At 54.9% G+C, this 23,944-nt stretch carries 24 protein-coding genes; 15 read left to right on the top strand and 9 right to left on the bottom strand.

What is annotated here, in order from left to right; all coding sequences use genetic code 11:
- Nucleotides 1-475: 475 nt before the first annotated feature.
- The gene (quiC, locus tag AACY26_RS06820; protein ID WP_339512302.1) at nucleotides 476-2,401 is read left to right on the top strand and encodes a 3-dehydroshikimate dehydratase QuiC; all 1,926 of its coding nucleotides are present in this window, start codon (nucleotides 476-478) and stop codon (nucleotides 2,399-2,401) included.
- A 102-nt stretch (nucleotides 2,402-2,503) separates the two neighbouring features.
- Nucleotides 2,504-3,172, top strand: coding sequence for a TetR family transcriptional regulator (locus tag AACY26_RS06815; RefSeq protein ID WP_339512300.1), 669 nt, complete (start codon nucleotides 2,504-2,506; stop codon nucleotides 3,170-3,172).
- 75 nt (nucleotides 3,173-3,247) lie between these two features.
- Here the strand turns inward: AACY26_RS06815 and AACY26_RS06810 are convergent, their stop codons facing one another.
- From AACY26_RS06810 to aroQ, 5 genes are all read right to left on the bottom strand, one after another.
- A complete protein-coding gene (locus AACY26_RS06810) occupies nucleotides 3,248-4,264 on the bottom strand; it encodes a TRAP transporter substrate-binding protein (RefSeq protein WP_339512298.1) in 1,017 nt (338 codons plus the stop codon).
- Between the two features lie 57 nt (nucleotides 4,265-4,321).
- Nucleotides 4,322-5,602 (bottom strand): TRAP transporter large permease subunit, encoded by a 1,281-nt coding sequence (locus AACY26_RS06805; RefSeq protein WP_339512296.1) that lies wholly within the window; start codon nucleotides 5,600-5,602, stop codon nucleotides 4,322-4,324.
- Nucleotides 5,602-6,126, bottom strand: coding sequence for a TRAP transporter small permease (locus tag AACY26_RS06800; protein WP_339512294.1), 525 nt, complete (start codon nucleotides 6,124-6,126; stop codon nucleotides 5,602-5,604). Before AACY26_RS06800 ends, AACY26_RS06805 begins: the two co-directional genes overlap by 1 nt.
- 73 nt (nucleotides 6,127-6,199) lie before the next feature.
- Complete coding sequence (locus AACY26_RS06795) at nucleotides 6,200-7,057, bottom strand: shikimate dehydrogenase (RefSeq protein WP_339512292.1); 858 nt, start codon at nucleotides 7,055-7,057, stop codon at nucleotides 6,200-6,202.
- Between the two features lie 5 nt (nucleotides 7,058-7,062).
- A complete protein-coding gene (gene aroQ, locus AACY26_RS06790) occupies nucleotides 7,063-7,503 on the bottom strand; it encodes a type II 3-dehydroquinate dehydratase (RefSeq protein ID WP_339512290.1) in 441 nt (146 codons plus the stop codon).
- A gap of 477 nt (nucleotides 7,504-7,980) precedes the next feature.
- Between aroQ and AACY26_RS06785 the strand changes: the two genes are divergently transcribed.
- The 6 genes from AACY26_RS06785 (at nucleotide 7,981) to AACY26_RS06760 (ending at nucleotide 13,052) form a co-directional block, all read left to right on the top strand.
- Nucleotides 7,981-8,190, top strand: a complete 210-nt coding sequence (locus AACY26_RS06785; protein WP_010483647.1) for a hypothetical protein — start codon at nucleotides 7,981-7,983, stop codon at nucleotides 8,188-8,190.
- 190 nt (nucleotides 8,191-8,380) lie between these two features.
- The gene (gene earP / locus AACY26_RS06780) at nucleotides 8,381-9,517 is read left to right on the top strand and encodes an elongation factor P maturation arginine rhamnosyltransferase EarP (protein WP_339512287.1); all 1,137 of its coding nucleotides are present in this window, start codon (nucleotides 8,381-8,383) and stop codon (nucleotides 9,515-9,517) included.
- A 47-nt stretch (nucleotides 9,518-9,564) separates the two neighbouring features.
- Nucleotides 9,565-10,137, top strand: a complete 573-nt coding sequence (gene efp, locus AACY26_RS06775) for an elongation factor P (protein WP_339488265.1) — start codon at nucleotides 9,565-9,567, stop codon at nucleotides 10,135-10,137.
- 343 nt (nucleotides 10,138-10,480) lie between these two features.
- Complete coding sequence (gene brnQ, locus AACY26_RS06770; RefSeq protein ID WP_339512285.1) at nucleotides 10,481-11,797, top strand: branched-chain amino acid transport system II carrier protein; 1,317 nt, start codon at nucleotides 10,481-10,483, stop codon at nucleotides 11,795-11,797.
- Nucleotides 11,798-11,928: 131 nt separating this feature from the next.
- Entirely contained in the window at nucleotides 11,929-12,663 is a 735-nt protein-coding gene (locus AACY26_RS06765; protein WP_339512283.1) for a DUF599 domain-containing protein, read from the top strand.
- Entirely contained in the window at nucleotides 12,660-13,052 is a 393-nt protein-coding gene (locus AACY26_RS06760) for an MAPEG family protein (RefSeq protein WP_339512281.1), read from the top strand. Before AACY26_RS06765 ends, AACY26_RS06760 begins: the two co-directional genes overlap by 4 nt.
- Nucleotides 13,053-13,124: 72 nt before the next feature.
- On the opposite strand, the gene AACY26_RS06755 is transcribed toward AACY26_RS06760, so the two are convergent.
- Complete coding sequence (locus AACY26_RS06755; protein WP_010483656.1) at nucleotides 13,125-13,415, bottom strand: hypothetical protein; 291 nt, start codon at nucleotides 13,413-13,415, stop codon at nucleotides 13,125-13,127.
- A 222-nt stretch (nucleotides 13,416-13,637) separates the two neighbouring features.
- Between AACY26_RS06755 and AACY26_RS06750 the strand changes: the two genes are divergently transcribed.
- From AACY26_RS06750 to AACY26_RS06730, 5 genes are all read left to right on the top strand, one after another.
- Nucleotides 13,638-14,114, top strand: coding sequence for a PaaI family thioesterase (locus AACY26_RS06750; protein ID WP_339512279.1), 477 nt, complete (start codon nucleotides 13,638-13,640; stop codon nucleotides 14,112-14,114).
- Entirely contained in the window at nucleotides 14,111-14,554 is a 444-nt protein-coding gene (locus AACY26_RS06745) for a PaaI family thioesterase (RefSeq protein ID WP_339512277.1), read from the top strand. Before AACY26_RS06750 ends, AACY26_RS06745 begins: the two co-directional genes overlap by 4 nt.
- A 37-nt stretch (nucleotides 14,555-14,591) precedes the next feature.
- Nucleotides 14,592-15,845, top strand: coding sequence for an MFS transporter (locus tag AACY26_RS06740; RefSeq protein ID WP_339512275.1), 1,254 nt, complete (start codon nucleotides 14,592-14,594; stop codon nucleotides 15,843-15,845).
- Nucleotides 15,846-15,954: 109 nt separating this feature from the next.
- Entirely contained in the window at nucleotides 15,955-17,859 is a 1,905-nt protein-coding gene (gene htpG, locus AACY26_RS06735) for a molecular chaperone HtpG (RefSeq protein ID WP_339512272.1), read from the top strand.
- A gap of 70 nt (nucleotides 17,860-17,929) precedes the next feature.
- Complete coding sequence (locus tag AACY26_RS06730; protein WP_339512270.1) at nucleotides 17,930-18,661, top strand: dienelactone hydrolase family protein; 732 nt, start codon at nucleotides 17,930-17,932, stop codon at nucleotides 18,659-18,661.
- Between the two features lie 57 nt (nucleotides 18,662-18,718).
- Here AACY26_RS06730 and fucP read toward each other — a convergent pair whose 3' ends face one another.
- Nucleotides 18,719-19,960, bottom strand: coding sequence for an L-fucose:H+ symporter permease (gene fucP / locus AACY26_RS06725; protein ID WP_339512268.1), 1,242 nt, complete (start codon nucleotides 19,958-19,960; stop codon nucleotides 18,719-18,721).
- Nucleotides 19,961-20,024: 64 nt separating this feature from the next.
- Nucleotides 20,025-20,906 (bottom strand): pirin family protein, encoded by an 882-nt coding sequence (locus AACY26_RS06720; protein ID WP_339512266.1) that lies wholly within the window; start codon nucleotides 20,904-20,906, stop codon nucleotides 20,025-20,027.
- A 157-nt stretch (nucleotides 20,907-21,063) separates the two neighbouring features.
- On the opposite strand from AACY26_RS06720, the gene AACY26_RS06715 reads away from it, so the two are divergent.
- Nucleotides 21,064-22,107, top strand: coding sequence for an amidohydrolase family protein (locus tag AACY26_RS06715; RefSeq protein WP_339512264.1), 1,044 nt, complete (start codon nucleotides 21,064-21,066; stop codon nucleotides 22,105-22,107).
- Between the two features lie 86 nt (nucleotides 22,108-22,193).
- Nucleotides 22,194-22,658, top strand: coding sequence for a DUF3859 domain-containing protein (locus AACY26_RS06710; RefSeq protein WP_339512262.1), 465 nt, complete (start codon nucleotides 22,194-22,196; stop codon nucleotides 22,656-22,658).
- A gap of 64 nt (nucleotides 22,659-22,722) precedes the next feature.
- Here AACY26_RS06710 and fabB read toward each other — a convergent pair whose 3' ends face one another.
- The gene (gene fabB / locus AACY26_RS06705; RefSeq protein ID WP_339512260.1) at nucleotides 22,723-23,943 is read right to left on the bottom strand and encodes a beta-ketoacyl-ACP synthase I; all 1,221 of its coding nucleotides are present in this window, start codon (nucleotides 23,941-23,943) and stop codon (nucleotides 22,723-22,725) included.
- Between the last annotated feature and the right edge of the window lies 1 nt (nucleotide 23,944).

Genomic DNA, 23,944 nt, shown 5'->3' with positions numbered 1-23,944 from the left:
GGCGTGTGAACATGGCAATGAACCTTTATTTGTATTTATTGGCACATCGATAAAGGCGTCTGTCGTGGGGCAGCGCACTTCATTCAGGCCTTGATAGTGGAAGTTCATTGCCGGTTGCGCAATTCGTTTAGTGCTGTTTTGTTCGATAAGCGAACGGCTAATTAACTAATTGGTACATAATTTCGCTTGCAGTTAGTCACTCAGGCCTGTGATTACGCTGCTTTTTGACTCTGTCAGGTTAATTGGCCAGCACCCAGCGGGATGCTTGAAACAATTTTGCTTATGGCTGTTCGATAATCGAACACAAAGGTAACCGTTTAGTACAAAGTGTTTGCGGTATCCGGCGCAAGCTCGAATACTCCATGTACCCTGATCCGTATCTGCTCGATAGCGCCATTGACCAAAGTCTGCCTGCAGGTACTTCAATACATGTCGCGGCAGGTTTGGCGGCGCCAATAAAAACAGGAGTTTGTGCATGCAGCGTTCGATTGCCACCGTGTCCTTGAGCGGTACTCTGCCAGAAAAGCTTGAAGCCATTGCCGCAGCCGGTTTTGACGGCGTGGAAATCTTCGAAAATGACTTGCTTTACTACGCGGGCAGCCCGCGTGATGTGCGTAAGATGTGCGCCGATCTGGGCATCGCCATCACCCTGTTCCAGCCATTTCGTGATTTCGAGGGCTGCCGCCGTGAACGCTTGCAGCGCAACCTTGATCGGGCAGAGCGCAAGTTTGACCTGATGCAGGAACTGGGCACCGACCTGGTGCTGGTGTGCAGCAACGTCGCGGCGGACTCATTGGGTGATGAGCAGATCCTGATTGATGACTTTAGCCAATTGGCCGAGCGCGCAGGCGCCCGTGACCTGCGCATTGGCTATGAGGCCCTGGCCTGGGGGCGCCACGTCAATACCTATCAGCAAGTCTGGGATATTGTGCGGCAGGCCAACCACCCGGCGCTGGGCGTCTTGCTCGACAGTTTCCATACACTGTCACTCAAGGGCGATCCGGCAGCGATAGCCAATATTCCCGGCGACAAGATTTTCTTCGTGCAGATGGCCGATGCGCCGATCCTGGCCATGGATGTACTGGAGTGGAGCCGGCATTTCCGCTGTTTCCCAGGACAGGGCGAGTTTGACCTTGCAGGTTTCCTGGCTCCGATTCTGCGTACGGGTTACAGCGGCCCGTTGTCGCTGGAAATTTTCAACGATGGCTTCCGTGCGGCGCCTCCCCGGGCAAACGCAGCTGATGGCTTGCGCTCATTGCTGTATCTGGAAGAGAAGACCCGCGATTTGCTTGAGAAGCAGGCGCGTGAACAGCTTGAAGTCGCCCAACCGAGTCTTGACCTGTTGTTCGATCCTCCGGCCGCCAGCCAATACGACGGCGTTGAGTTCCTTGAGTTTGCAGTCGACAGTGACCTGGGCAGCAAGCTGGGCAATTGGTTGGAGCGCCTGGGTTTTGTCCATGCCGGCCAGCACCGCTCGAAAGATGTCAGCCTGATGCGCCAGGGCGATATCAATATCGTGCTTAATGCCGAGCCTTACTCCTTTGCCCATGGTTTCTTCGAGGCCCATGGCCCGTCGCTGTGCGCGACTGCCTTGCGGGTGCGTAATGCCAGCGATGCACTGGAGCGCGCGCGCCAGTTCAAGGGCCAGCCTTATCGCGGCCTGGTCGGCCCTAACGAGCGTGAGATTCCTGCGGTGCGAGCACCGGATGGCAGCCTGGTGTATCTGCTCGACAAGTCGCCTGAGGGCGCAACTATCTATGACAGTGACTTTATCGTCGATCCGCAGGCCGAGCCAAAAGGTAACTTGCAGCGCATCGATCACATGGCCTTGGCCCTGCCAGCCGATAATCTCGACAGTTGGGTGCTGTTCTACAAGAGCGTCTTTGATTTTGAAGCGGATGACGAGGTGGTGTTGCCCGATCCATATGGCCTGGTCAAAAGCCGTGCCTTGCGCAGCCGCAATGGTAGCGTGCGCTTGCCGCTGAATATTTCCGAGAACCGCAATACCGCGATTTCTCATGCCCTGTCGAGCTATCGCGGTTCGGGGGTGCATCACATTGCGTTTTCCTGTGATGACTTGTTCACCGAGATCAACCGCGCCAAGGATGCAGGCGTGCCCTTGTTGGATATTCCCCTCAATTACTACGATGACCTGGCCGCTCGTTTTGATTTCGATGACGAGTTCTTAAGCGAACTGGCGTATTACAACGTGCTTTACGACCGTGATGCACAGGGCGGCGAGCTGTTCCATGTCTATACCGAAGCCTTTGAAGACCGGTTCTTCTTTGAGCTGTTGCAGCGTAAAAATGGCTATATCGGTTATGGCGCTGCCAACGTCGCGGTACGGCTCGCAGCCATGGCCAAGGCCCGTAGCGGGGCCGGTGGGAAAAAGCGTTTGTAGTCGTCGATTTGATATTGAGCCCGGTACCAATGGCGCCGGGCTTTCTTCGTTGCCCGGACACGACCATAATCATAATCAACGAATTCAAGCGATCGGTTAACTATGACAACAACAACAGGGCTTGCCGAGGGCGCAGTGGGCGCACCACGCAAAAGCCGTAAGAACAACCCTGAGAAAACCCGCGAAAATATCCTCCAGGCTGCAATCGCCGAGTTTGTCCAGTTTGGTCTTTCTGGAGCACGTGTAGACGCCATCGCCGAGCGTACGCATACCTCGAAACGCATGATCTATTACTATTTCGGCAGCAAGGAGCAGCTCTACCAGGCGACGTTGGAGAAGCTCTATGGTGACATCCGCTCCACCGAACAGAGCTTGCACCTGGGCAAGCTGGGGCCGGTTGAGGCAATACGCCGCTTGGTCGAGTTCACCTTTGATCACCATGACCGCAACGTCGACTTCGTGCGTATCGTCAGTATCGAAAACATTAACTTCGGCCAGTATGTCGGCCAGTCAGAAACCATTCGTACCATGAGTAGCCATGTGCTCAAGTCGTTGGGTGAAATCCTTGATCGTGGCGCCGAAGCGGGGCTGTTCCGCCAAGGCCTTGATCCAGTGGATGTGCATATGCTGATCAGCTCATTCAGCTTTTACCGGGTTTCTAACCGCCATACTTTCAGCTCCATCTTCCAGATCGACTTGCAAGACGATGAAGTCAAGCAGCGGCAGAAACGTATGATCTGTGAATCGGTGCTGGGCTTTCTCCAGCGCTGATTAATCGTAGACCACAAAAAAACGGCCAATTGGCCGTTTTTTTGTGGGTGGATATGTACCCCATCGACAGGTGGTTTAATTACCTGCGCGCGCTTTTTCGATGGTGTCGTACATGGATTTCACTAGGGCTGGGTCCATATCTTTGGAGAACTGTTCGATAACAGGTTTAACCTTCTCGCGGAAACGGTCCATTTCAGCCGGGGTCACAGCGTTGGCCTCCATGTCTTTCGACAGTTCAGCATAGGCTGCGTCTTGAGCCGCCTCTGTAATTTGGCGCTGGTAGGTCGTGGCTTCCTTGGCGGCATCCACAATCACCGCTTGTTCCTCGGGATTGAGCTTGCCCCAGCTCTTTTCGCCAATGATGAACGACTGCGGGTTGTAGATATGCTGAGTCACCGACAGGTATTTCTGCACTTCGTTGAACTTGGTATTGAGAATGACGGTGAAAGGGTTTTCCTGGCCATCGACGGTACGCTGTTCAAGACCGGTGTACACCTCGGGGAACGGCATGGGCACTGGGTTGGCGCCGAGGGCTTTGAAGGTTTCCAGGTAGATCGGTGACTGGATTACGCGGATTTTCAAGCCTTGCACATCTTCCCATTTGGTCACGGGGTGCTTGCTGTTGGTGAGGTTGCGGAAGCCAAGGTCCCAGTAACCCAGGGTTTTCAAGCCTTTGCCTTCGAGGCGCTTGGACAGTTCCTGGCCAACCGGGCCGTCAATCACGGCTTGCGCCTCGGCGGTATTGTTGAACAGGAAGGGGAAGTCGAGCAGGGCGAATTCAGGCACCTGGGCTGCAAGAATCCCGGAATTGAGCACGGTCAGGTCTAGGGTCGCGCCTTGCAGTGCAGAAACGGTTTGCAGGTCGCCACCAAGCACGCCGCCAGGGAACAGGCGAACCTTCATCTTGCCGCCGCTTTTCTCCTTGACCAGGTCTGCAAATTTCTTGGCACCAAGGGCCTGAGGGTGATCGTTGCTGTTCTGGAAAGCAAAGCGCAGCGTGTGTTCGCTAATCTCTGCATGGGCAGACAGGCTGTTGAGCAGCAAGCCTGCAAGGCAGGCGGAGGTCAGCAGTGGTTTAAGCCAGTTGTTCATGGGTAAGGCACTCCATCGTTATTGTTTGAGTTACGGGGCTTGCGGTGAATAACAGGTTCAACCGGTGAAAAACTTCAACGGACCCAGAACCAGTTGGGGGAACAGAACAAGAAGTATCAGGACGATCACCTGTGCCAGCAGGAACGGCCAGACGCCTCGGGTAATTTCATCAATGCGCAATTTCGCTACACCGCAGACAACATTGAGCACGGTGCCCACCGGCGGGGTAATGAGTCCAATGGAGGTGTTGACCAAAAACAACACGCCAAAGTAAACCGGGTCTATGCCTGCTTGTTTCATCACCGGCATCAGTACCGGGGTCAGAATCAGAATTGATGGCGTCATGTCCATGACCATGCCGACCAAGATAATCAGCAGCATGACCATCAGCAGCAACAGGGTTGGCGACTCAAGGAATGGCTCGAGCAAATCGGTCAGTTGGCCGGGCAGGTCGGCGATAGTTACCAGCCATGATGAAACCATGGCGGCGGCGACCAGCAACATCACCACCGAAGTGGTCTTGGCGGCAGACAATACGACTTCAAACACCTGGCTTACTTTCAGCTCGCGGTAGATCACCAGTGACACGAACAAGGCATAGACTGCTGCAACCACAGCCGCCTCAGTCGGGGTGAAAATGCCGAACTTGAGGCCGACAATGATGATGACCGGCAGGCCCATGGCCCAACTGCCATCAAGCAAGGTCTTGATCACCTCGCGTCGGCTGCGCTTGGGTGGAACTTCAACGTTTTCGCTGCGTGATACAAACCACCAGGCGATAGCCAAGGCTCCGCCGAGCATGATGCCCGGCACAATCCCTGCGAGAAACAGCTTGGAGATCGACACGCCAGAGGCAACGCCAAAAACGATAAAGCCAATGCTAGGCGGAATGATCGGGGCAATGATGCCGCCCGAGGCAATGAGCCCCGCAGCACGCTCGCGATTGTGCCCGGCCTGGACCATCATCGGCACCAACAGCGCCGCCAGGGCCGCTGCGTCAGCCACCGCAGAGCCGGACAACGAAGCCAGCAGACATGAAGCGATAATCGCCACATAGCCGAGACCGCCACGCTTGTGGCCAACCAAGGCCATGGCGATGTTGACGATGCGTTTGGACAGGCCGCCAGCGTTCATGATCTCGCCAGCCAGCATGAAAAAGGGCACAGCCAGCAAAGGGAAGCTATCGGCGCCATTAAGCAGGTTCTGCGCGATGATCTGGGCATCGAACAGATCCAGCTGCCACATCAGTGCGACGCTGACCATGAGCAGGGCAAAGGCGATTGGAATACCCAGCGCCATGGTGCCAAGGAGAGTGCCTAGAAAAAGAGCCAGAGTCATTAGTTGGCCCTCTCGCTGGTAGGTAGGTGCGTGGATTCGATCTCAGGCTGGCCTTGCGGTAGTTGGCCACGTAGGGCCAGCACGAAATCACGGGCGATGATTGGGATTGCAGTCAGCCCGAACAGCACGCCGACGCCATAAAACCAAGCCATTGACAGACCAGAGGCGGGCGCCGCGACGTCAAGGTTGATCTTCGCCTGTTGCCAGCTGCCGCTCAGTACCAGCCAGGCAATGAACAGCATCATCAGGTGGCCCAGGGCCAGGCACAGATTGCGTCCTGCCGCCGGCATTTTCTTGATGATCAGATCGAGGCCCAGGTGACCGCGCTCGTGCAAGGCAATCAAGGCGCCAAGGAACACCATCAGTACGAACAGCCAGCGCGACAGCTCTTCGGAAACCGTGATGCCGGAGTTAAAGGCATAACGCATGACGACGTTGCCAAATACCATCACCACCATGCTCAGCATGCACAGGACGATGATCAGTTTCAGCAGGCTAAAGTACAGGTTGACGATTCTTGTCATTTTGACCTCGCAAGGCAGCCAGTGTGCAGTGCACCTGGTGCCATTCTTATTGTTAAGCGTCTGCGCTGATGGCTCAGCTCATGCCGTTGAAATGTTGCTGCATGCGCTGTGCATCTGCTTGCAAGCCGCTGAATAACTCAAAGGCTTTCACCGCCTGGAACACCGCCATTGTGCTGCCGTCCAGCGTGCGGCAACCCAAGGCGCGGGCTTCACGCAGCAGTTCGGTTTCAAGTGGGAAATAGACAATTTCAGCCACCCACAAGTCAGCCCGCAACAATGCTTTAGGGACCGGCATACCGGGCAGCTTGGCCATGCCCATCGGTGTTGTGTTGACCAGCCCATTGGCGCTCTGCATCGCATTGGCTAGGTCTACACCAAGCCGAGCACGGTTACCGGGGAAATTCTGGTTTAGGTTATCGACCAGGTTTTGTGCGCGGCTGGCATCGACATCAAAGATACTCAGTTGCTGAACGCCTTCACTGAGCAATGCGTGCGCCACTGCTGCGCCTGCGCCACCGGCTCCCATCTGCACCACCCGCTCACGGGCGACGTCAGCCAGGCCGCGACGAAAACCTTCAGCAAAGCCAAGGCAGTCTGTGTTGTGGCCGATTCGCTTGCCATTGGCAAAGACCACGGTGTTGACTGCACCAATGCCACGGGCCTCGGCTGAGAGTTCGTCGAGCAGTGGGATAACCGCCTGCTTGCAGGGGAAGGTGATGTTGAGCCCAGTGAAGCCGGTGTTCTGCGCTGCACGAATGAGCTCGGGCAGGGCATTCAAATCCAGTTGCAAGGCATCCAAGTCAATCAAGCGATATAGGCAGCGAACACCTTGGGCGTCAGCTTCATGCTCGTGCAGGGCAGGTGTGCGCGAGGCTTGAATGCCTGCGCCGATGAGTCCGGCAAGAATGCCAGCGGTGCTTGGGGATGGCATAGAAGTTAGTCCTGCAGAAGATGAGCGAAGTGTTCAATCGCCAAGCGATAGCCGTTGCTGCCGAGGCCGCAAATCACCCCAACCGCTATTGCGGAAACGAACGAATGGTGACGGAAGGCTTCGCGCTTGTGCACATTGGACAGGTGTACTTCGATCACCGGGACTTCGCTGGCTACCAGGGCATCGCGGATGGCCACTGATGTATGGGTCCAGGCGGCAGGGTTGATGACAATCCCTGCGCAGCGGCCACGTGCCTCGTGTATCCAGCTAATCAGCTCGCCTTCATGGTTGGTTTGCAGGAACTGACACTCAAACCCGTGCTGTTCAGCGCTGTGGCGGCAGAGTTCGGCGATATCGGCCAGGGTTTCGTGGCCGTAGGTTGCTGGCTCGCGTGTGCCGAGCATGTTCAGGTTCGGCCCGTTAAGAACCAAGAGGGTACGAGGCATTTAAAAGGTACTCCGGTATTATTTTTGTGGTTCTGAATGCAATGCCCAGAACGCTTGTGGAGAAAATGTACCAACTGGTTAGTTTGGTCAACTAGCTTATTGGCTAAATTGCCAGTACCTGATTCAGATTTTGGTGTGGTTTAAATCTGCTAACTGGCTGTTTATTAGGGGTTTGATAGCTTTATATCAGCAGCGATCACCATTTGCTGATGCGTTGTAAAGTGTTCGTTTATCGATCAAAAATGCAGGTTCTGATCGTTTTTCGCCTAAAGCTCGACGTTTGAGTGTCAGTCAATGCGTGATGGAGTACGGATTCGCGGACGTATGAGGGGTAGGTGGCGGGCGTCGGTTCTCAGGTCATTCGAACGTTACAAGCAACGGCATGCTTTCTATAGATAACGACTATCAATTCGACTGATTTCTCCTCCCGGGGCTGCTGGCATATCGTTTGTCCCAAGCAAAGTTCTGGAGGCGACCATGTCACACATCAATATCATGTCAGTAGTCGGCAGTGCAGTACCGGCGGCGTTACGGGCCGCAGGATCGATAGCCTGCTGGTATGTAGTGGTTGATGGTGTGCAAAAGTCAGGACCTTTCACATCCCTTGATGCTGCCATTGCCAACCAGTCGGTGTGGGAATTTGAGCTGCTCATGCGTCATAAGGGCCTCCAGTCATTTGCTGCTTAATTTTTCAGTACAGTTCCAGTTTTGTTGCGCCGCTTTATCCCTTGTGTTGCTCCTCCTTTTACCCGCCCTTGTGGCGGGTTTTCTTTGTTCGCGATTTAACAGCTGGCTGTGTGATTTATTTGCGCGGCGAGGCGTGTCGACGATGTCGCGACCAATGGCGCGGGTTAAACTGGCACATCTAATGTGAGCGGTGCGTGCTGTGAAGTGGGATATTTTCTGCAGTGTGGTTGATAACTTCGGTGATATCGGGGTGACTTGGCGGCTGGCCAGGCAACTGGTCGCCGAGCATGCTGTGAGCGTGCGTCTGTGGGTCGATGATGTCGGCGCCTTTGCCCGGATTTGCCCGGCAGCGGATGCACGGCTTGATTATCAGGTCCAGCAAGGTGTTGCCATTCACGCCTGGCATAGGCAGTGGACGGAGGTTGAGCCGGGCGATGTTGTGGTTGAAGGCTTTGCCTGTCATCTCCCAGATGCCTATGTTGCGGCAATGGCTGCACACAAACGCAAGCCGCTATGGCTGAACCTGGAATACTTGAGTGCCGAAGATTGGGTCGGCGGCTGTCATGGTTTGCCGTCAATGCAGTCCAATGGCCTGCAAAAGTATTTCTTTTTTCCTGGGTTTACCGGCCAAACAGGCGGTTTGCTGCGAGAGGCAGGGCTGATGGCCAAGCGGCATGCATTTCAGGCCGATGCAGGTGCTGCTGCACGTTTTTTGCGCGGACTGGCGGTTGAACCCGTTGCCGGTGCGCGGCTGATCTCGTTGTTCGCCTACGAGAATGCAGCGCTCGGCAGTTGGCTTGATGCGCTGGCAGCCATGCAATCGACAACCCAGTTACTGGTTCCGGAAGGCCGAATTCTCAAGGACGTCGAGTACTGGTTCGCTGACCAGCAGTTGCGAGTCGGTGATTGCCGGGTGCGTGGTCAGCTGCAGGTCAACGTTCTGCCTTTCCTTGAACAAAGCCAATACGACAGGTTGCTGTGGAGCTGCGATTTTAACGCGGTGCGCGGTGAGGATTCATTCTTGCGCGCACAATGGGCGGGACGGCCCATGCTTTGGCATATTTACCCGCAAGAGGAGGGCGCGCATTGGGACAAGCTCGATGCGTTCCTGCAACTTTATAGCCAAGGGCTGTCGCTGCCTGCGCGTGAGGCATTGTTGTCGCTGTGGCACGATTGGAATGGCGGGCAGTCGACGAGTAAAAGTTGGTCTTTGTGGCAGGAACACGCCGAAGAGCTGACCGTTCATGCAGAAAAATGGTGTCTAGAGCAGGCTTCTCGCACAGATCTTGCTGCCGCGCTGGTGCAGTTTCAGCAAAATTGGATATGATACGCGACCTACGAATTCTGTAACTCCATTCATATCCGGATATTAGTATGAAAACCGCACAAGAAATGAAGCCCAACAGTGTGGCTCTGATCGACGGCCAACCTTGGCTTATCCAGAAGGCCGAGTTCACCAAATCCGGTCGTAACAGCGCCATCGTTAAAATGAAGCTGCGCAACCTGTTGACGGGTTCTTCGACCGAAACCGTTTACAAGGCTGACGACAAGCTTGAGCCCGTGATCCTGGACCGCGTCGACGTAACCTACTCGTACTACAGCGAGCCAAACTACGTGTTCATGGACGAAGAGTTCAATCAGTACGAATTGAACAAAGAAGACCTGGAAAGCGTCCTGCCTTACATCGTTGACGGCATGACTGACGTTTGCGAAGCCGTTTTCTTCGAAGGCAAGGTTGTTTCGGTTGACCTGCCAACCACTATCGTTCGCCAAATCACTTACACCGAAGGCTCCGCTCGCGGCGACACTTCCGGCAAAGTGATGAAGCCAGCCAAGCTGAGCAACGGTACTGAAGTCAAGGTTGCTGACTTCTGCGAGATCGACGACTGGATCGAAATCGACACTCGCACTGGCGAATACAAGTCGCGCGCTAAAGCTCCAGTTTGATCTGAGCTTCAAGCCGTCATAAAGACCCGGCCCCGTGCCGGGTTTTTTGTATCTGAGGGCCGCAGGCATTGTGTGGCGCCGGTCGTGGCTAATTGACCGGCCGTCAATGTCTCGCTGATAAAAGTAGTTGATGCGACACCAAGTTATGGCGCTTCGACACTCTGACCTGCGTCAATGCCGTTTCACGGCTGAATTCGTTAGTATTACAACGATTAATTGGTGGGGCTTTCACAAGAAGCCTTCGGCACCCCAGTGGTTGTGCTTAACCTGCACGGCGACGTTTCCCCCGATCCTTCGGGAAACCCTCGGAACTCATTATCTTCTGCATGTGGTATTCCCCTCTATGACTCGTTTAAAAGGCTCGGATCTCCTGGCCCTTGGTTTCATGACGTTTGCGCTTTTTCTGGGTGCAGGCAATATTATTTTCCCGCCCAGCGCAGGCATGGCCGCAGGCGAAAACATGGGCATGGCGGCCCTTGGCTTCTTGCTCACGGGCGTAGGTCTACCTTTGCTGACCATTGTTGCGCTGGCTCGTGTCGGTGGCGGCATGGCGCTGCTCACTGCACCACTGGGCAAGGCGGCAGGCGTTGCCTTTGCGGTTGCAGTATATCTGGCCATTGGTCCACTGTTCGCAACCCCGCGCACAGCGGTGGTTTCCTTTGAGATGGGCGTGGCGCCGTTCACTGGCGAAGGCGGCACAGCCCTGCTGATATACACCTTGGCCTATTTTGCGGCGGTGATGTTCCTATCGCTCAATCCTGGTCGGTTGGTGGATCGAATCGGTAAATTCATCACGCCTGTATTGTTGGCTGCCTTGTTGGTGCTTGGTGGCGCGGCATTGCTGGTGCCAGCGGGTGAGATCGGTCAAACCACGGCGCAATACCAGTCTGCACCCTTTGTGCAGGGGTTCTTGCAGGGTTATCTGACCATGGACACCTTGGGTGCGCTGGTCTTCGGCATTGTTATCGCCATGGCGATTCGTGATCGTGGCGTGACCGACAGCAAGCTGGTTACTCGTTATTCGATCATCGCTGGACTGATTGCTGCAACGGGCCTGTCGCTGGTGTATCTGGCGTTGTTCTATCTGGGGGCGACCAGCCAGGGCATTGCTGGTGAAGCGCAAAATGGCGTGCAGATTCTCACCGCTTACGTACAACACACATTTGGCACCACCGGCAGCCTGTTGCTGGCTGTGGTGATTACACTGGCTTGCCTGACCACGGCGGTAGGTTTGTTGACTGCTTGCGGTGAGTTTTTCAGCGAGTTGCTTCCGGCGCTGCCGTATCGTGTGGTGGTCGTAGTGCTGGGTGTATTCAGCCTGTTGGTGGCGAACCAAGGGTTGACTCAGTTGATCAGTCTTTCGGTGCCGGTCCTGGTTGGCTTGTATCCGCTGGCTATTGTGCTGATTGGCTTGAGCCTGTTTGATCGTTTCTGGCTGTCCTCGCGCCGGGTGTTTATTCCAGTGATGTCGATTGCATTTATCTTCGGCTTTGAAGCTGCGCTGTCAGCCGCGGGATTCAAGAACCTGGTGCCGAGTATTTTCTCGCAGTTGCCGCTGTCAGAGCAGAGCCTGGGCTGGGTATTGCCTGTGTTGGCAACGCTGCTGGTTGCGGTCATTATCGATCGCGTCGCGGGGCACAAGGCTATCGCCACCGCCTAGCATGCTTTACCGCTAAGAGCCGCCCACGAGGCGGCTTTTTAGTGGGCGTTTTTTGTTGGGCTGTTGGCGTTTTATGAGGCGGGGAGCGACGCAGCTTGTCTATAATCGACAGGGGCCAACAAGGAGTACTCATGCCGATTAGTGACTTTCACCTGCCACACGTAATTGCCGTCATTTGGTTCTTGATCTGCTGGGTAGGTTATAGCCGCTACTCCCTGGCAAAAGCCAAGACCACTCCTTGCCTGGCCAGTGTCCTGCATCTGTACCGTGAAGACTGGATGCGCCGCATGTTGTTGCGTGAAAATCGTATTGCCGACGCAAACGTCATCGGTAACCTGGAACGCAACGCTTCATTTTTTGCATCGAGCACGCTGATCATCCTGGCCGGTATCCTCACTGTTTTAGGCTCATCAGACCGGGCGCTTTCCCTGCTGGCAGATTTACCTTTTGTCCAGGAGGCAAGTCGTAGTTTGTCCGAAATCAAACTGTTGGGGTTGGGCGTGGTGTTTGTCTATGCCTTTTTCACCTTTAGTTGGTGCATGCGCCAGTACAATTTTGCTGCAGTTCTAGTTGGCTCCGCACCAATGGTTGGTGAGCGCAATGTGACTGAACAGGAGCGCAAGGCGTTCAGTGAGCGCACCGCTCGCGTCATCTCCATGGCGGCTAACCAGTTCAACTATGGCTTGCGCGCATACTACTTCGGCATGGCGACCTTGGCCTGGTTTATCAATCCTTGGTTTTTCATCGTCGTCACGACTGGAGTGGTCATCATCTTGTACCGCCGAGAGTTCCACTCTGATGCGCTTGAAGTCATGGTCTACACCCAAACCCCAACAATTGAGCCGGTCAAGGAGAAAGTCGAATGAGTCTGCCGTTTTGGTGTGTGTTCATCAGTGCGCTGTTGATTTTCATCGCCAAGGCTCCAGTGGCTAAGGCGATGCAGAAGCAGGGCGGGGGCGTCTACGATAATCATCATCCACGAACCCAGCAGGCGCAGCTCACAGGCTTTGGCGCCCGTGCGTTAGCGGCGCATATGAACAGTTTTGAAGCCTTTCCGCTGTTTGCTGTCGGGGTGCTGATGGCGCATGTGACGCAAACACAAGGTTACTTGATTGATACCTTGGCGATCATTTTCGTGGTTGCGCGGGTCTTGTATCTGGTTTTCTATTGGGCCGACATGCACTGGCAACGCAGCCTGGCTTGGGTTGTGGGCTTGCTCTGTAGCTTGCTGCTGATGCTCTCGCCTGCGCTGTAAAGGCTCAAAAGCAAAGCTGGCAGACAAAATAAAGCCCCGCATTTGCGGGGCTTTATTTATCGGCGCGAAAACTTAGTTACCGTCAATCGCGTCTTTGGTTTCGTCGCCAGCTTCTTCAACCGCGTCGGATGCATCATCCATCGCGCTTTCGACTTTTTCGCCAGTGGTTGGCTCATTGCCAACGGCTTCGTTTGCTTTCTGCTTGATGGCATCACCGGCATCTTTGGCGGCGTCGCTCATTGATTCGGCTGCTTCAGAAACAGACTCTTTAGCCGACTCCATTTTGTCTTCGGGGGTCTTCTCGCACGCACCCAAGGCAAGCATGGAGGCAAGAATAAGGGCATAGGAAAATGGTTTTTGCACGGTTAAGTACTCCTTGTAAGTATCGTAAGTGCCGGGTTTCCCCTAAGCATGCTGCTTTGAACACAGCACTAAGACTTTAGTTCACTATTGGTGATAAGGATTCTGGCTAAGTGGTTGGTTAACCTGGCTTTGATTGTGACTGCAGCGGTGCATTGTCACTTACTTGGGCTAAACAAGGCGTTATCATGCAGGCTTTTGCAGTTGGGCTTTGGGGCCAAGTACATGAGTGAGAAGGTTATTCTCGAACGGGCGCAACGCTTTTTAAGCGCGCTACGTCATTGCCAGGTGTTGGGTTTGCAGGTTCATCAGGCAACGGCTGATGGGCTTACTTTGTGCCTGCCCTACAGTCCGCAGATCATCGGTAATCCTGAAACCGGGGTTATTCATGGCGGGGCGATTACCACCTTGATGGACACCACCTGTGGTATTTCAACGGTCTGTGTACTGCCGGAGTTCGAGATTTGCCCAACCCTCGATCTGCGCATTGATTACATGCACCCTGCAGAACCGCACAAGCATGTCTATGGTTTTGCCGAATGCTACCGGGTCACGCCAAACATTATTTTTACCCGTGGCTACGCCTATCAAGATGACCCCAAACAACCTATTGCGCACGTGGTTGGTACCTTTATGCGCATGGGTAAGGTCGCGCAGGGCGGTGGCAACCTGAAGAAAGACATTCAGGGAGGCGCACAATGAGCCTCGACCTCAACCAATGTGTGCGCGATGCGCATCAGAGCAATGATTACGACAAGCTGATCAGCCTGTTCCCCTACGCCAGCTTGCTCGGTATCGAGTGCTTGCGCATGGGCGATGACATGGTTTTTCGACTGCCAGCCAATAAGGACAACATAGGTAATCCGGTTTTGCCCGCGATTCACGGTGGGGTCATCGCCGGCTTTATGGAACACTCGGCTATGTTGCACCTGCTGATGTTCATGGAAATTCCACATTTACCTAAAATCATCGACTTCTCGATAGATTACCTGCGCGCAGGTCATTATCGTGACACCTTCGTTCGTTGCCAGGTTTGGCGTCAGGGGCGCCGGGTCGCCAACGTCGCGATTACCGCCTGGCAAACCAATCAGACGGAGCCAATTGCAACTGCTCGAGCGCACTTCAAGGTCGACGAGCCGTAACCGCTTCGCTGTCAGATATTTTGCTTAAGGACGTTGCATGGATTCGTTGTTGATCCTCGGTGGCTTACTGCTGATGTTGGCAGGTTTGGTCTGGTTGGTGATGCGTGCATTCGGCACCAGCCTGTTATGGGGTTGGGCCAGTTTGTTGCCGCCGCTGACCCTGGGCTATCTGTTTCGCCACTGGAAGTCAGCCAAGCAGCCGATTGGGCTTTGTGGATTGGGCGTGATTCCCTTGGTGGTTGGCCTGACCATGCTTGCAAGCCATGACAGCCAGCGCTTGACCCAGATCATCAGCCTGCAGTGGTTGCAACCTGATGCGGCAGCACCTTCAGCACTCAAATTTGCCTTGAACGGCGAACTCAATGGCCAGCCATTCAACCCGCAACAGGGTGAGTTGGTAGATGGCGTACTGACACTGCGTGAAGGCCAGGATTTCTTTGCGCGTCGTGAAGTGATTATCCGCCTGCCTCACCAGCCTGATGGTGCAGTCAATCTTGATGTGCTGCCATCGGACACTGGTCGCTTACCTGAAGTCGAAATCAGCTGGCTATTGCCCGAGCAAGAACTGCCTGAAGCACGCCGCGTGCGTCATGGCTACACCTTGCACCTGGCGTTGACGCCTTTGGCACCGAACAAGCTGGAAGGTGACTTTCATCTGGTGCTGCCGCCCCAGTTCAAGACCACCCTAAGTGGCAAGGTTGAGTTGTTCAGTAATGGCTTGCGCTACGTTGACGGCAAGGTTGATCGCAGCGTCGACTCGCCCGATACCCTGGCTTTTGTCATCGAGGATTATTTACAGCGGCGCTTCGTCACCCGCCTGGTGCAGTTGAGTCCTTTGCCTATGCTCAGCTTCTCATCCAGTAGCCTTGATATCGAGGTCGGTGCGCAAATCAATGGCGAGCCACAACAGCTGGCGCTGCAACTGGTGAAATCGCCCAGAACGGGTTGGGGAGTGAAAGGGGATCGTTATTCCAAGTTGCCAAAAGACCTAGTAACTCCGCCGGTGGCTACCGCAGTCGAACCTGATAAAGAGCTTTCGCCAGGGCGTACAGCACGTCAGATAGACCGACGCTCACGTTTCTCCTTGCAGCGATTACTGCGCAATCCTGAGCGTTACTATGGCTTGGCCATGCATGCAGTGACCTTACGTGGTAGCCAGGTCGAAGGCCGCTTTCGTGGTGTAGATGACCAGGGACAGATTGTTTTACGCCAAGTTAAAAATGGTGCGGGTGAGGCAAGTTTCACCGTCGATCCGCTGCAGATCGACACTATTAAGTTGCTTGAACCCTGAGCTAAAAAAATTTCAATTGAGCTAAGCCCTTGAAATGTCAGTGACTGCCCCCATTTGAAAGACTACCGCCTATAAAAGGCTCAGCCATCAAATGTGGAGTTAAACGACCATGAGTGTGGAAACTCAAAAAGAAACCCTGGGCTTCCAGACAGAGGTGAAGCAACTGCTTCACCTGATGATCCATTCGCTGTATTCGAACAAAGAAATCTTCCTGCGCGAATTGATTTCCAACGCATCGGATGCCGTCGATAAACTGCGTTTTGAAGCACTGGCCAAGCCAGAACTGCTTGAAGGTGGCGCAGAGCTGAAGATCCGGGTGAGCTTCGATAAAGAAGCTAAAACCGTGACGCTCGAAGATAACGGTATCGGCATGAGTCGCGAGGAAGCCATCACGCACCTCGGCACCATCGCCAAGTCGGGCACCTCCGAATTTCTCAAGAACATGACCGGCGACCAGAAAAAGGATTCGCACCTTATTGGTCAGTTTGGCGTGGGTTTCTACTCGGCATTTATCGTTGCAGACAAGGTTGATGTGTTCACCCGTCGTGCAGGCCTGGCCGCAGGCGAGGGCGTTCACTGGTCTTCGCAGGGCGAAGGCGATTTTGAAATTGCTACCATCGATAAGGCCGAGCGCGGCACGCGTATCGTTTTGCACCTCAAGGCAGGTGAAGATGAGTTCGCTGATGGCTGGCGCCTGCGCAATATCATCAAGAAATATTCCGACCACATTGCATTGCCAATCGAGCTGCCGAAAGAGGCGACCAGCGAGGCTGAAGAGCAGCCAGCCGAGCAAGAGTGGGAAACCGTCAACCGCGCCAGTGCGCTCTGGACTCGCCCGCGTAGCGAGGTCAAGGACGAGGAATACCAGGAATTTTACAAGCACGTTGGCCATGATTTCGAAAACCCGCTGAGCTGGAGCCACAACAAGGTCGAAGGCAAGCTGGAATACACCTCGCTGCTGTATGTGCCCGGCCGTGCGCCATTTGACCTGTACCAGCGTGAAGCGCCGCGTGGCTTGAAGCTGTATGTGCAACGCGTGTTCATCATGGATCAGGCTGACGAGTTCCTGCCGCTGTACCTGCGCTTTATCAAGGGTGTGGTTGACTCCAATGACTTGTCGTTGAACATCTCCCGTGAAATCCTGCAGAAGGATCCGGTGATCGACTCCATGAAGTCGGCGCTGACCAAGCGTGTTCTGGATATGCTGGAAAAACTGGCGAAGAACGACGCCGAGCAATACAAAACATTCTGGAAAAACTTCGGCCAGGTGCTTAAAGAAGGCCCCGCAGAAGATTTCGCCAACAAAGACAAGATTGCAGGCCTGTTGCGCTTTGCCTCCACCAACGGTGCCGAGGGTGAGCAGGAAGTCAGTTTGGCTGACTACATCGCCCGCATGAAGGAAGGCCAGGACAAGATTTACTACCTCTCTGGCGAGTCTTACGCGCAGGTCAAGAACAGCCCGCACCTCGAAGTCTTCCGCAAGAAAGGCATCGAAGTGCTGTTGCTCACCGATCGCATCGATGAGTGGCTGATGAGCTACCTGACAGAGTTCGATGGCAAGTCGTTTGTTGATGTGGCCCGTGGTGACCTTGACCTTGGCAGCCTGGATTCTGAAGAAGACAAAAAGGCCCAGGAAGAAGTCGCCAAGGCCAAAGAAGGCCTGGCTGAGCGCCTGAAGTCTGCTCTGGGCGAGCAGGTTGCCGAAGTGCGTGTCTCGCATCGCCTGACCGACTCGCCTGCTATTCTGGCTATTGGCGAGCAAGACTTGGGCATGCAGATGCGTCAGATTCTTGAAGCGAGCGGGCAGAAGGTGCCGGAGTCCAAGCCGATCTTTGAATTCAACCCCGCCCATCCGCTGATTGAGCGCTTGGATGCGGAGCAGGATGAAGACCGTTTTGGCGACCTGACACACATTCTCTTCGACCAAGCAGCCTTGGCTGCTGGCGATAGCCTGAAGGATCCTGCCGCTTATGTGCAGCGTCTGAACAAGCTACTGGTTGAGATGTCAGCCTAACAGGTGCAACGAAAAGCCCGCGAATGCGGGCTTTTTTGTACCTTTTAATTTTGAAATCGGGAGTGCATATATGAGCAATATCGATGTTCAACCTATCGCATACGAGATCGATGGCGTGCAGTTTGAAGGCCAGTTGGTCTACAACAGCGCGATCAAAACGCCGCGTCCTGCCTTGTTGATGGCACCCAACTGGATGGGGGTGACCGCGGGTGCCATTGATATCGCACGCAAGGTCGCTGGCGATGACCACGTGGTGTTTATTGCCGACCTTTATGGCAAAAATCTTCGCCCAGCCAATGCAGATGAAGCCGCCTCAGCCATGATGCCGCTCAAAGATGATCGGGCGTTGCTGCGCAAGCGTATGCAGGGCTCGCTGAAAACACTGTTGGCCCAGGCCGACAAAGCTGCGCTGGATGCTTCCAAACAGGCGACCTTCGGTTTCTGCTTTGGTGGTTGTTGCGCGCTTGAGCTAGCGCGTACTGGCGCACCGCTGCAAGCTGCGATTTCATTCCACGGCACGCTGGATACACCCACACCTGCCGATGCGAAAAACATCAAGGGTGCCGTGTTGGTTCTGGACGGTGCGGCAGACCCGTTGGTTCCCCGTGAGCAGCTTGCCGAATTTGCCAAGGAAATGACCGAGGCTAAAGTCGATTGGCAACTGGTGACTTACGGTGGTGCCGTGCATTCGTTTACTGATCCGCACGCCAACATGCCGGGTACGGCGCAGTATGACGAGAAAACGGCGGCGCGAGCCTTCACCGCTATGCGTAACCTGCTGAATGAGTGCTTTACCGCCTGACAGGGCAAACCGCTACCACTGAAAACGCAGCCATTGGCTGCGTTTTCTTTTAAGAGGTTACTTGGCGCATTGCGTGGTATGGACGCGCGAACCCCAGCCACCATAGAAGAAAATGTACAGATAGCAGACCATCGGCACGGCGAACGAGGCCAGCAGACCGATGTTGTCGGCAAAGTAACCTTGAATCAACGGCACAATTGCTCCGCCGACAATAGCCATGCACAGCAGGCCCGAGCCCTGGCCTGTGTGGTTTCCCAGCCCCTCTAGCGCCAGCGAAAAGATAGTCGGGAACATTATTGAGTTAAACAGGCCCATGAGGATCAGGCTCCACATTGCAATGTGGCCGCCCAGGCTAATGGCTGTGGCAATCAGCAGGGTATTGGCCACAGCATTGAAGGCCAGCATATGGCTGGGCTTGATGCGTTGCATCAGGGCGCTGCCGATAAAGCGACCGATCATTGCGCCGCTCCAGTAAATGGCCAGGTACTTACCGGCTACATGACTGGATAGCCCGGCGATATCAGGTTGCTCCATCAGACTGACCAAATAGCTGCCGATAGACACTTCGGCGCCCACGTAGGCAAAGATGCCGACAACCCCAAGCACCAAGTGGCGATGAGCAAATACCGAGCTGTTTGCGCTGTGGCCATCCTTGGGCGCCTGGTGAGTGATCTTTGGCAGGCGGGACAGGGCGATGACAATGGCAATGGCGCCGAGCAAAGCTGCCAGTACTAAATATGGGGTTTTCACTGAGTCAGCCGCTGAGTTGCTGTCGCCCAGCTGCGAGGCGGCGCCAACGCCAATGGCCAGTATGGTTACCGAACCGACCAAGGGGCCAACTGTGGTGCCAAGGGCGTTGAAAGCCTGAGTCAGGTTAAGTCGGCTGGCTGCGGTGGCTGGGTTGCCAAGGATGTTGACGTACGGGTTTGCCGCCACCTGCAAGACCGTTATACCCGATGCCAGGATGAACAGTGCCGCCAGAAAGAATGCGTATGAATGGGCTGATGCTGCAGGGTAGAACAAGGTGCAGCCGACTCCTGCGGTCAGCAGTCCAGCAATGATCCCACTCTTGTAGCCGATGCGTTCAACCAGTCGGCCGGCCGGGAACGACATGATGAAGTAGGCGGTAAAGAAGCTGAACTGAACCATTGATGCTTGCAAGTAGGTCAGTGTGAAGACGGCCTTGAGGTGCGGCACCAAAATGTCATTGAGTGAGGTAATCAGCCCCCACATAAAGAATAACGAGGTCAGTACGATCAATGCACGGGTGTGCTTGACCGGCTTTTCGACACTGTGCATAGCCACTCCAAATAGTTCAGCGTTTCAGCGCGCGGCGATTCTACCCGTAGTTATGATGATAGCGCTAACCAAAAGCTGACCGCTGAGCCGATGGCAGTTCTATACGCTCGGTCTCACCGGGAACGCGAGGCCATTGCTGGTTTGCCCAGTGCTGCCTGGCTTGTTCGATCAGTTGCGGGTCGCTGGAGACGAAGTTCCAGTTCATCCGTCTTGGCCCCAGGGGTTCGCCGCCAATGATCACCAAATGGCAGGCTGTGCACGCCAGCAGTGTCGGTTCTTCCGACTCAGGCAAGAGTGTCAGCGCGCGCAGGGACAAATCGTTGCAACCGAGCTGTGCTTCGCCTTCCAACAGATAGATTGCCCGCTCGCGATGCTCGCTGGGAATGGCCAGGCTGGCACCCGCGACGAGTTTGACTTCGGCATAGAGAGTGGCTGACTTGACCGGCACTGGCGACTCCAGACAAAAGCCATGGCCTGCGATCATGCAAATTTCAACGCCCATGCTTTCACTGCGCGCAAGGCTGTCAGCGCGGTGATGGCTGTAGCTCGGTTCATCAAGCTGGTTGGCTTCGGGCAGTGCCAACCAGACTTGCAAACCATGCAGGTTAGAACCTGTGCCGAGCAAGGTTTGCGGGGTTCTTTCGACATGGGCGATCTGCTTGCCTGCTGTCATCCAGCTGACATCACCCGGCTTTACCAACTGGTCAGAACCGATGCTGTCCTTGTGTTGCAGCTGGCCCTCAAACAGGTAGGTGAGTGTCGACAGGCCAATATGCGGGTGCTGGTTGATATTCATCCCGCTGCCCGGCGGATAGTTGTGTTCAAGCATGTGGTCAAAAAACACAAAGGGGCCGACGCTGCGGCATTTGGCCGAGGGAAGAGGGCGCAGTATGGGCTGCCCTTCAATTTCTTCGAGGCGTGGCTGAATTACTTGAAGCTCACTCATTTACTGCTCTCCAAAATAACGGCAGCCCCTAACCCGCTCATGGGCTTAAATAATCACCTGGTTCTTTGACGTCTTGTAACAATGGGCATCATTGCCGGATGAACTCTCCAGAGCTTAACTGACTCTATCTAAATCACGTTATAGGGAGTATTTGCGTTTGTCATTATTTCGCTTGGGTATCGCGGTACTCGCCGTAGCCACCGCAGCAAGCACTGTTGAAGCGCGGGATTATCGCTTCAGTGATGCACACCTGCATTTTGTTGACTTCTTTCAGGAAAGCGCGGGGCTTGATGATCTGGTCGCCAACATGGCCGCAGCCAATATCGAGCATGTGATGCTCTCGGGTATTCCGGTTGCCAAGAAATGGCATGAGGACGAACCCAAGCGTCCTCGTTATTACGCCGGTGATGATGCCAATGCCTATTGGTATAGCGCGACCGATACCTTGATTGCCCATGCCTATAATAAGCTCCCCGCAGAGCAGCGTCGGCGCTTCCATCCGTTTTTGTCTGGCTTCAATCCCAATGACAAGAACGCCGATGCCTTGGTGCGCAAGACTCTGGAGCTAGATCCGGGTTTATGGCAAGGCATTGGTGAAATCTTTACTCGTCATGATGATCTCACGGCGCTGATTGAGGGCGATACGCCGCGCGCCAATAACGAGGCATTGTCGCGGATCTACCACTTGGCGGCAGAGTACGATTTGCCGGTCATGCTGCACTCCAATATCACCTCCAAGCGCGAGCGCAACCCGCTGTACCTGCCAGAAATTGAAGAACCACTGCGCAACCATCCAAGCGTGCGCTTCATCTGGGCCCACGCCGGCACCAGCATGGAGATTCACCGTCACCAGACCAAGCTGGATTTCCTCTTGCCGACGCTTGAGCGGATGCTTAAGACCTACCCAAATCTGTATATCGATCTGTCATGGACTGTCGCCCATCCCTACTTGCTGGATAAAGAGGGAAATCCAGATCCTGAATGGGTCAGGCTCGTCAGCAGTTACCCTGCGCGGTTTATGCTGGGTTCCGATGTGGTGGGGCGCTTTGACAGCCTCAAGGATTACATGGACAGCTTCGTGCCGTTTCTGGATGCCTTGCCCGCAGATGTTGCGCAGAAAGTTGCACATGACAACTTCCTGGCAGTGCTGCCGCGCACCGTACAGGCGGAGCTTGCCGAGCAGCAACCCAGCGCTGAGTGATCGCCAGGGGATGAAAATATGAATGCTGTCATTGTCTTGTCACACCGGCGTCATAGGCTCGCGCCATCGAAAACAAGGAGCACGACATGTATTGCATTCGTATTGGAGCCGCTGTGGCACTGACAATGATGGCTGGGTTTGTACAGGCGCAAGTGCGTGTTGAAGGGCCGGTCGAGTACGGTGTGTTTGCCACTCAATACAAAGACTTCAAGCCCGGTGAGCGTGTGCTGACACGGGCTAATCAAGAGATCGAAGCCACTGACAGCGTGCCAGCCAAGCTGGGTACCAAGTTTGGTATGCGTTACAAGCTGACAGGCAAGACAGTGGATGCTGAGCCTCTGACACTGCTGTATTTAACGCCGGGCGTCACCAGCCCTGATGGTCAGCGCCATGACAAGTTCGTGGTTACGCAGAAGATGGTGCCCGGCGCACCACTGGATACCATGGCGTTTGAGTTTACCGAGCCTTATGAGGTAGTCCCGGGCCAGTGGCAGTTCATGGTTTTCCAGGGTGATCGCAAGCTCGCCGAGCAAACATTCACCGTGCGTTGAGTTAAATCGCACGCACTAAAAAGGGCGCCGATGGCGCCCTTTTTATTTAGCTTATAAGTGTCGCTTACTTGCCAGTCCAGCGCTTCATCACCAGTGTTGCGTTGGTGCCGCCAAAACCGAAGCTGTTGCTCATGACAGTGTCGATTTGTGCGTTTTCTTTGGTTTTCAGCAGGATTGGCATATCCGCAACATCCGGATCCAGCTCATCGATGTTTGCCGAGCCGGCGATGAAATTACCTTCCATCATCAGCATGCAGTAGATGGCTTCTTGAACGCCGGCAGCGCCAAGGGAATGGCCGGAGAGGCTTTTGGTCGAGCTGATCGCCGGTGCCTTGTCGGCAAAGACTTCACGCACGCCACGCATTTCAGCGATGTCGCCAACCGGTGTCGAGGTGCCGTGGGTGTTGAGGTAGTCGATAGGTGTATCAACGGTGGATAGCGCTTGCTTCATGCAGCGGATAGCGCCTTCGCCACTTGGTGCGACCATGTCGTAGCCGTCAGAGGTTGCGCCATAGCCAACGACTTCGGCGTAGATTTTTGCGCCGCGGGCGAGGGCGTGCTCGAGTTCTTCGACCACAACCATGCCGCCGCCGCCAGCGATAACAAAGCCATCACGCTTGGCGTCATAGGCACGGGAAGCTTTTTCGGGGGTTTCATTGTACTGCGTCGACAGCGCGCCCATCGCATCAAACAGGCAGCTCTGGCTGTAGTGTTCTTCTTCACCGCCGCCAGCAAAAACGACGTCCTGCTTGCCGAGCTGGATCTGCTCCATGGCCTGGCCGATGCAATGCGCACTGGTTGCGCAGGCAGAAGAGATCGAGAAGTTGACGCCCTTGATCTTGAATGGAGTGGCCAGGCACGCTGAAACGGTGCTGCCCATGGTACGGGTTACGCGGTACGGGCCAATGCGCTTGACGCCTTTTTCGCGCAGGGTGTCGATGGCTTCCATCTGGTTGACGGTCGAGGCACCACCCGAGCCGGCGATCAGGCCGGTACGTGGATTGGAAACCTGGTCTTCGGTCAGTCCGGAATCCTTGATCGCCTCAGCCATGGACAAGTAAGCGTAGGCCGCCGCGTCACCCATGAAGCGGATGAGCTTGCGGTCGATCAGTTCTTCGAGATTCAAGTCAATCGAGCCGGAAACGTGGCTGCGTAGGCCCATTTCAGCGTACTGCGGATTGAAACGAATGCCAGAACGACCCGCGCGCAGGTTGGCGGAGACTGTTTCTTTGTCATTGCCAAGGCAAGAAACGATGCCGAGGCCGGTAATTACGACGCGACGCATG

The organism is Pseudomonas sp. RL_15y_Pfl2_60 (assembly GCF_963970595.1).
Taxonomy (GTDB): Bacteria; Pseudomonadota; Gammaproteobacteria; order Pseudomonadales; family Pseudomonadaceae; genus Aquipseudomonas.
This window is presented reverse-complemented; position numbering and strand designations above follow the sequence as displayed.

Coding starts and splice junctions, on each gene's coding strand:
- quiC (WP_339512302.1), top strand. CDS start 476: ATGCAGCGTTCGATTGCCACCGTGTCCTTGAGCGGTACTCTGCCAGAA.
- AACY26_RS06815 (WP_339512300.1), top strand. CDS start 2,504: ATGACAACAACAACAGGGCTTGCCGAGGGCGCAGTGGGCGCACCACGC.
- AACY26_RS06810 (WP_339512298.1), bottom strand. CDS start 4,264: ATGAACAACTGGCTTAAACCACTGCTGACCTCCGCCTGCCTTGCAGGC.
- AACY26_RS06805 (WP_339512296.1), bottom strand. CDS start 5,602: ATGACTCTGGCTCTTTTTCTAGGCACTCTCCTTGGCACCATGGCGCTG.
- AACY26_RS06800 (WP_339512294.1), bottom strand. CDS start 6,126: ATGACAAGAATCGTCAACCTGTACTTTAGCCTGCTGAAACTGATCATC.
- AACY26_RS06795 (WP_339512292.1), bottom strand. CDS start 7,057: ATGCCATCCCCAAGCACCGCTGGCATTCTTGCCGGACTCATCGGCGCA.
- aroQ (WP_339512290.1), bottom strand. CDS start 7,503: ATGCCTCGTACCCTCTTGGTTCTTAACGGGCCGAACCTGAACATGCTC.
- AACY26_RS06785 (WP_010483647.1), top strand. CDS start 7,981: ATGTCACACATCAATATCATGTCAGTAGTCGGCAGTGCAGTACCGGCG.
- efp (WP_339488265.1), top strand. CDS start 9,565: ATGAAAACCGCACAAGAAATGAAGCCCAACAGTGTGGCTCTGATCGAC.
- brnQ (WP_339512285.1), top strand. CDS start 10,481: ATGACTCGTTTAAAAGGCTCGGATCTCCTGGCCCTTGGTTTCATGACG.
- AACY26_RS06765 (WP_339512283.1), top strand. CDS start 11,929: ATGCCGATTAGTGACTTTCACCTGCCACACGTAATTGCCGTCATTTGG.
- AACY26_RS06760 (WP_339512281.1), top strand. CDS start 12,660: ATGAGTCTGCCGTTTTGGTGTGTGTTCATCAGTGCGCTGTTGATTTTC.
- AACY26_RS06750 (WP_339512279.1), top strand. CDS start 13,638: ATGAGTGAGAAGGTTATTCTCGAACGGGCGCAACGCTTTTTAAGCGCG.
- AACY26_RS06745 (WP_339512277.1), top strand. CDS start 14,111: ATGAGCCTCGACCTCAACCAATGTGTGCGCGATGCGCATCAGAGCAAT.
- AACY26_RS06740 (WP_339512275.1), top strand. CDS start 14,592: ATGGATTCGTTGTTGATCCTCGGTGGCTTACTGCTGATGTTGGCAGGT.
- htpG (WP_339512272.1), top strand. CDS start 15,955: ATGAGTGTGGAAACTCAAAAAGAAACCCTGGGCTTCCAGACAGAGGTG.
- AACY26_RS06730 (WP_339512270.1), top strand. CDS start 17,930: ATGAGCAATATCGATGTTCAACCTATCGCATACGAGATCGATGGCGTG.
- fucP (WP_339512268.1), bottom strand. CDS start 19,960: ATGCACAGTGTCGAAAAGCCGGTCAAGCACACCCGTGCATTGATCGTA.
- AACY26_RS06720 (WP_339512266.1), bottom strand. CDS start 20,906: ATGAGTGAGCTTCAAGTAATTCAGCCACGCCTCGAAGAAATTGAAGGG.
- AACY26_RS06710 (WP_339512262.1), top strand. CDS start 22,194: ATGTATTGCATTCGTATTGGAGCCGCTGTGGCACTGACAATGATGGCT.
- fabB (WP_339512260.1), bottom strand. CDS start 23,943: ATGCGTCGCGTCGTAATTACCGGCCTCGGCATCGTTTCTTGCCTTGGC.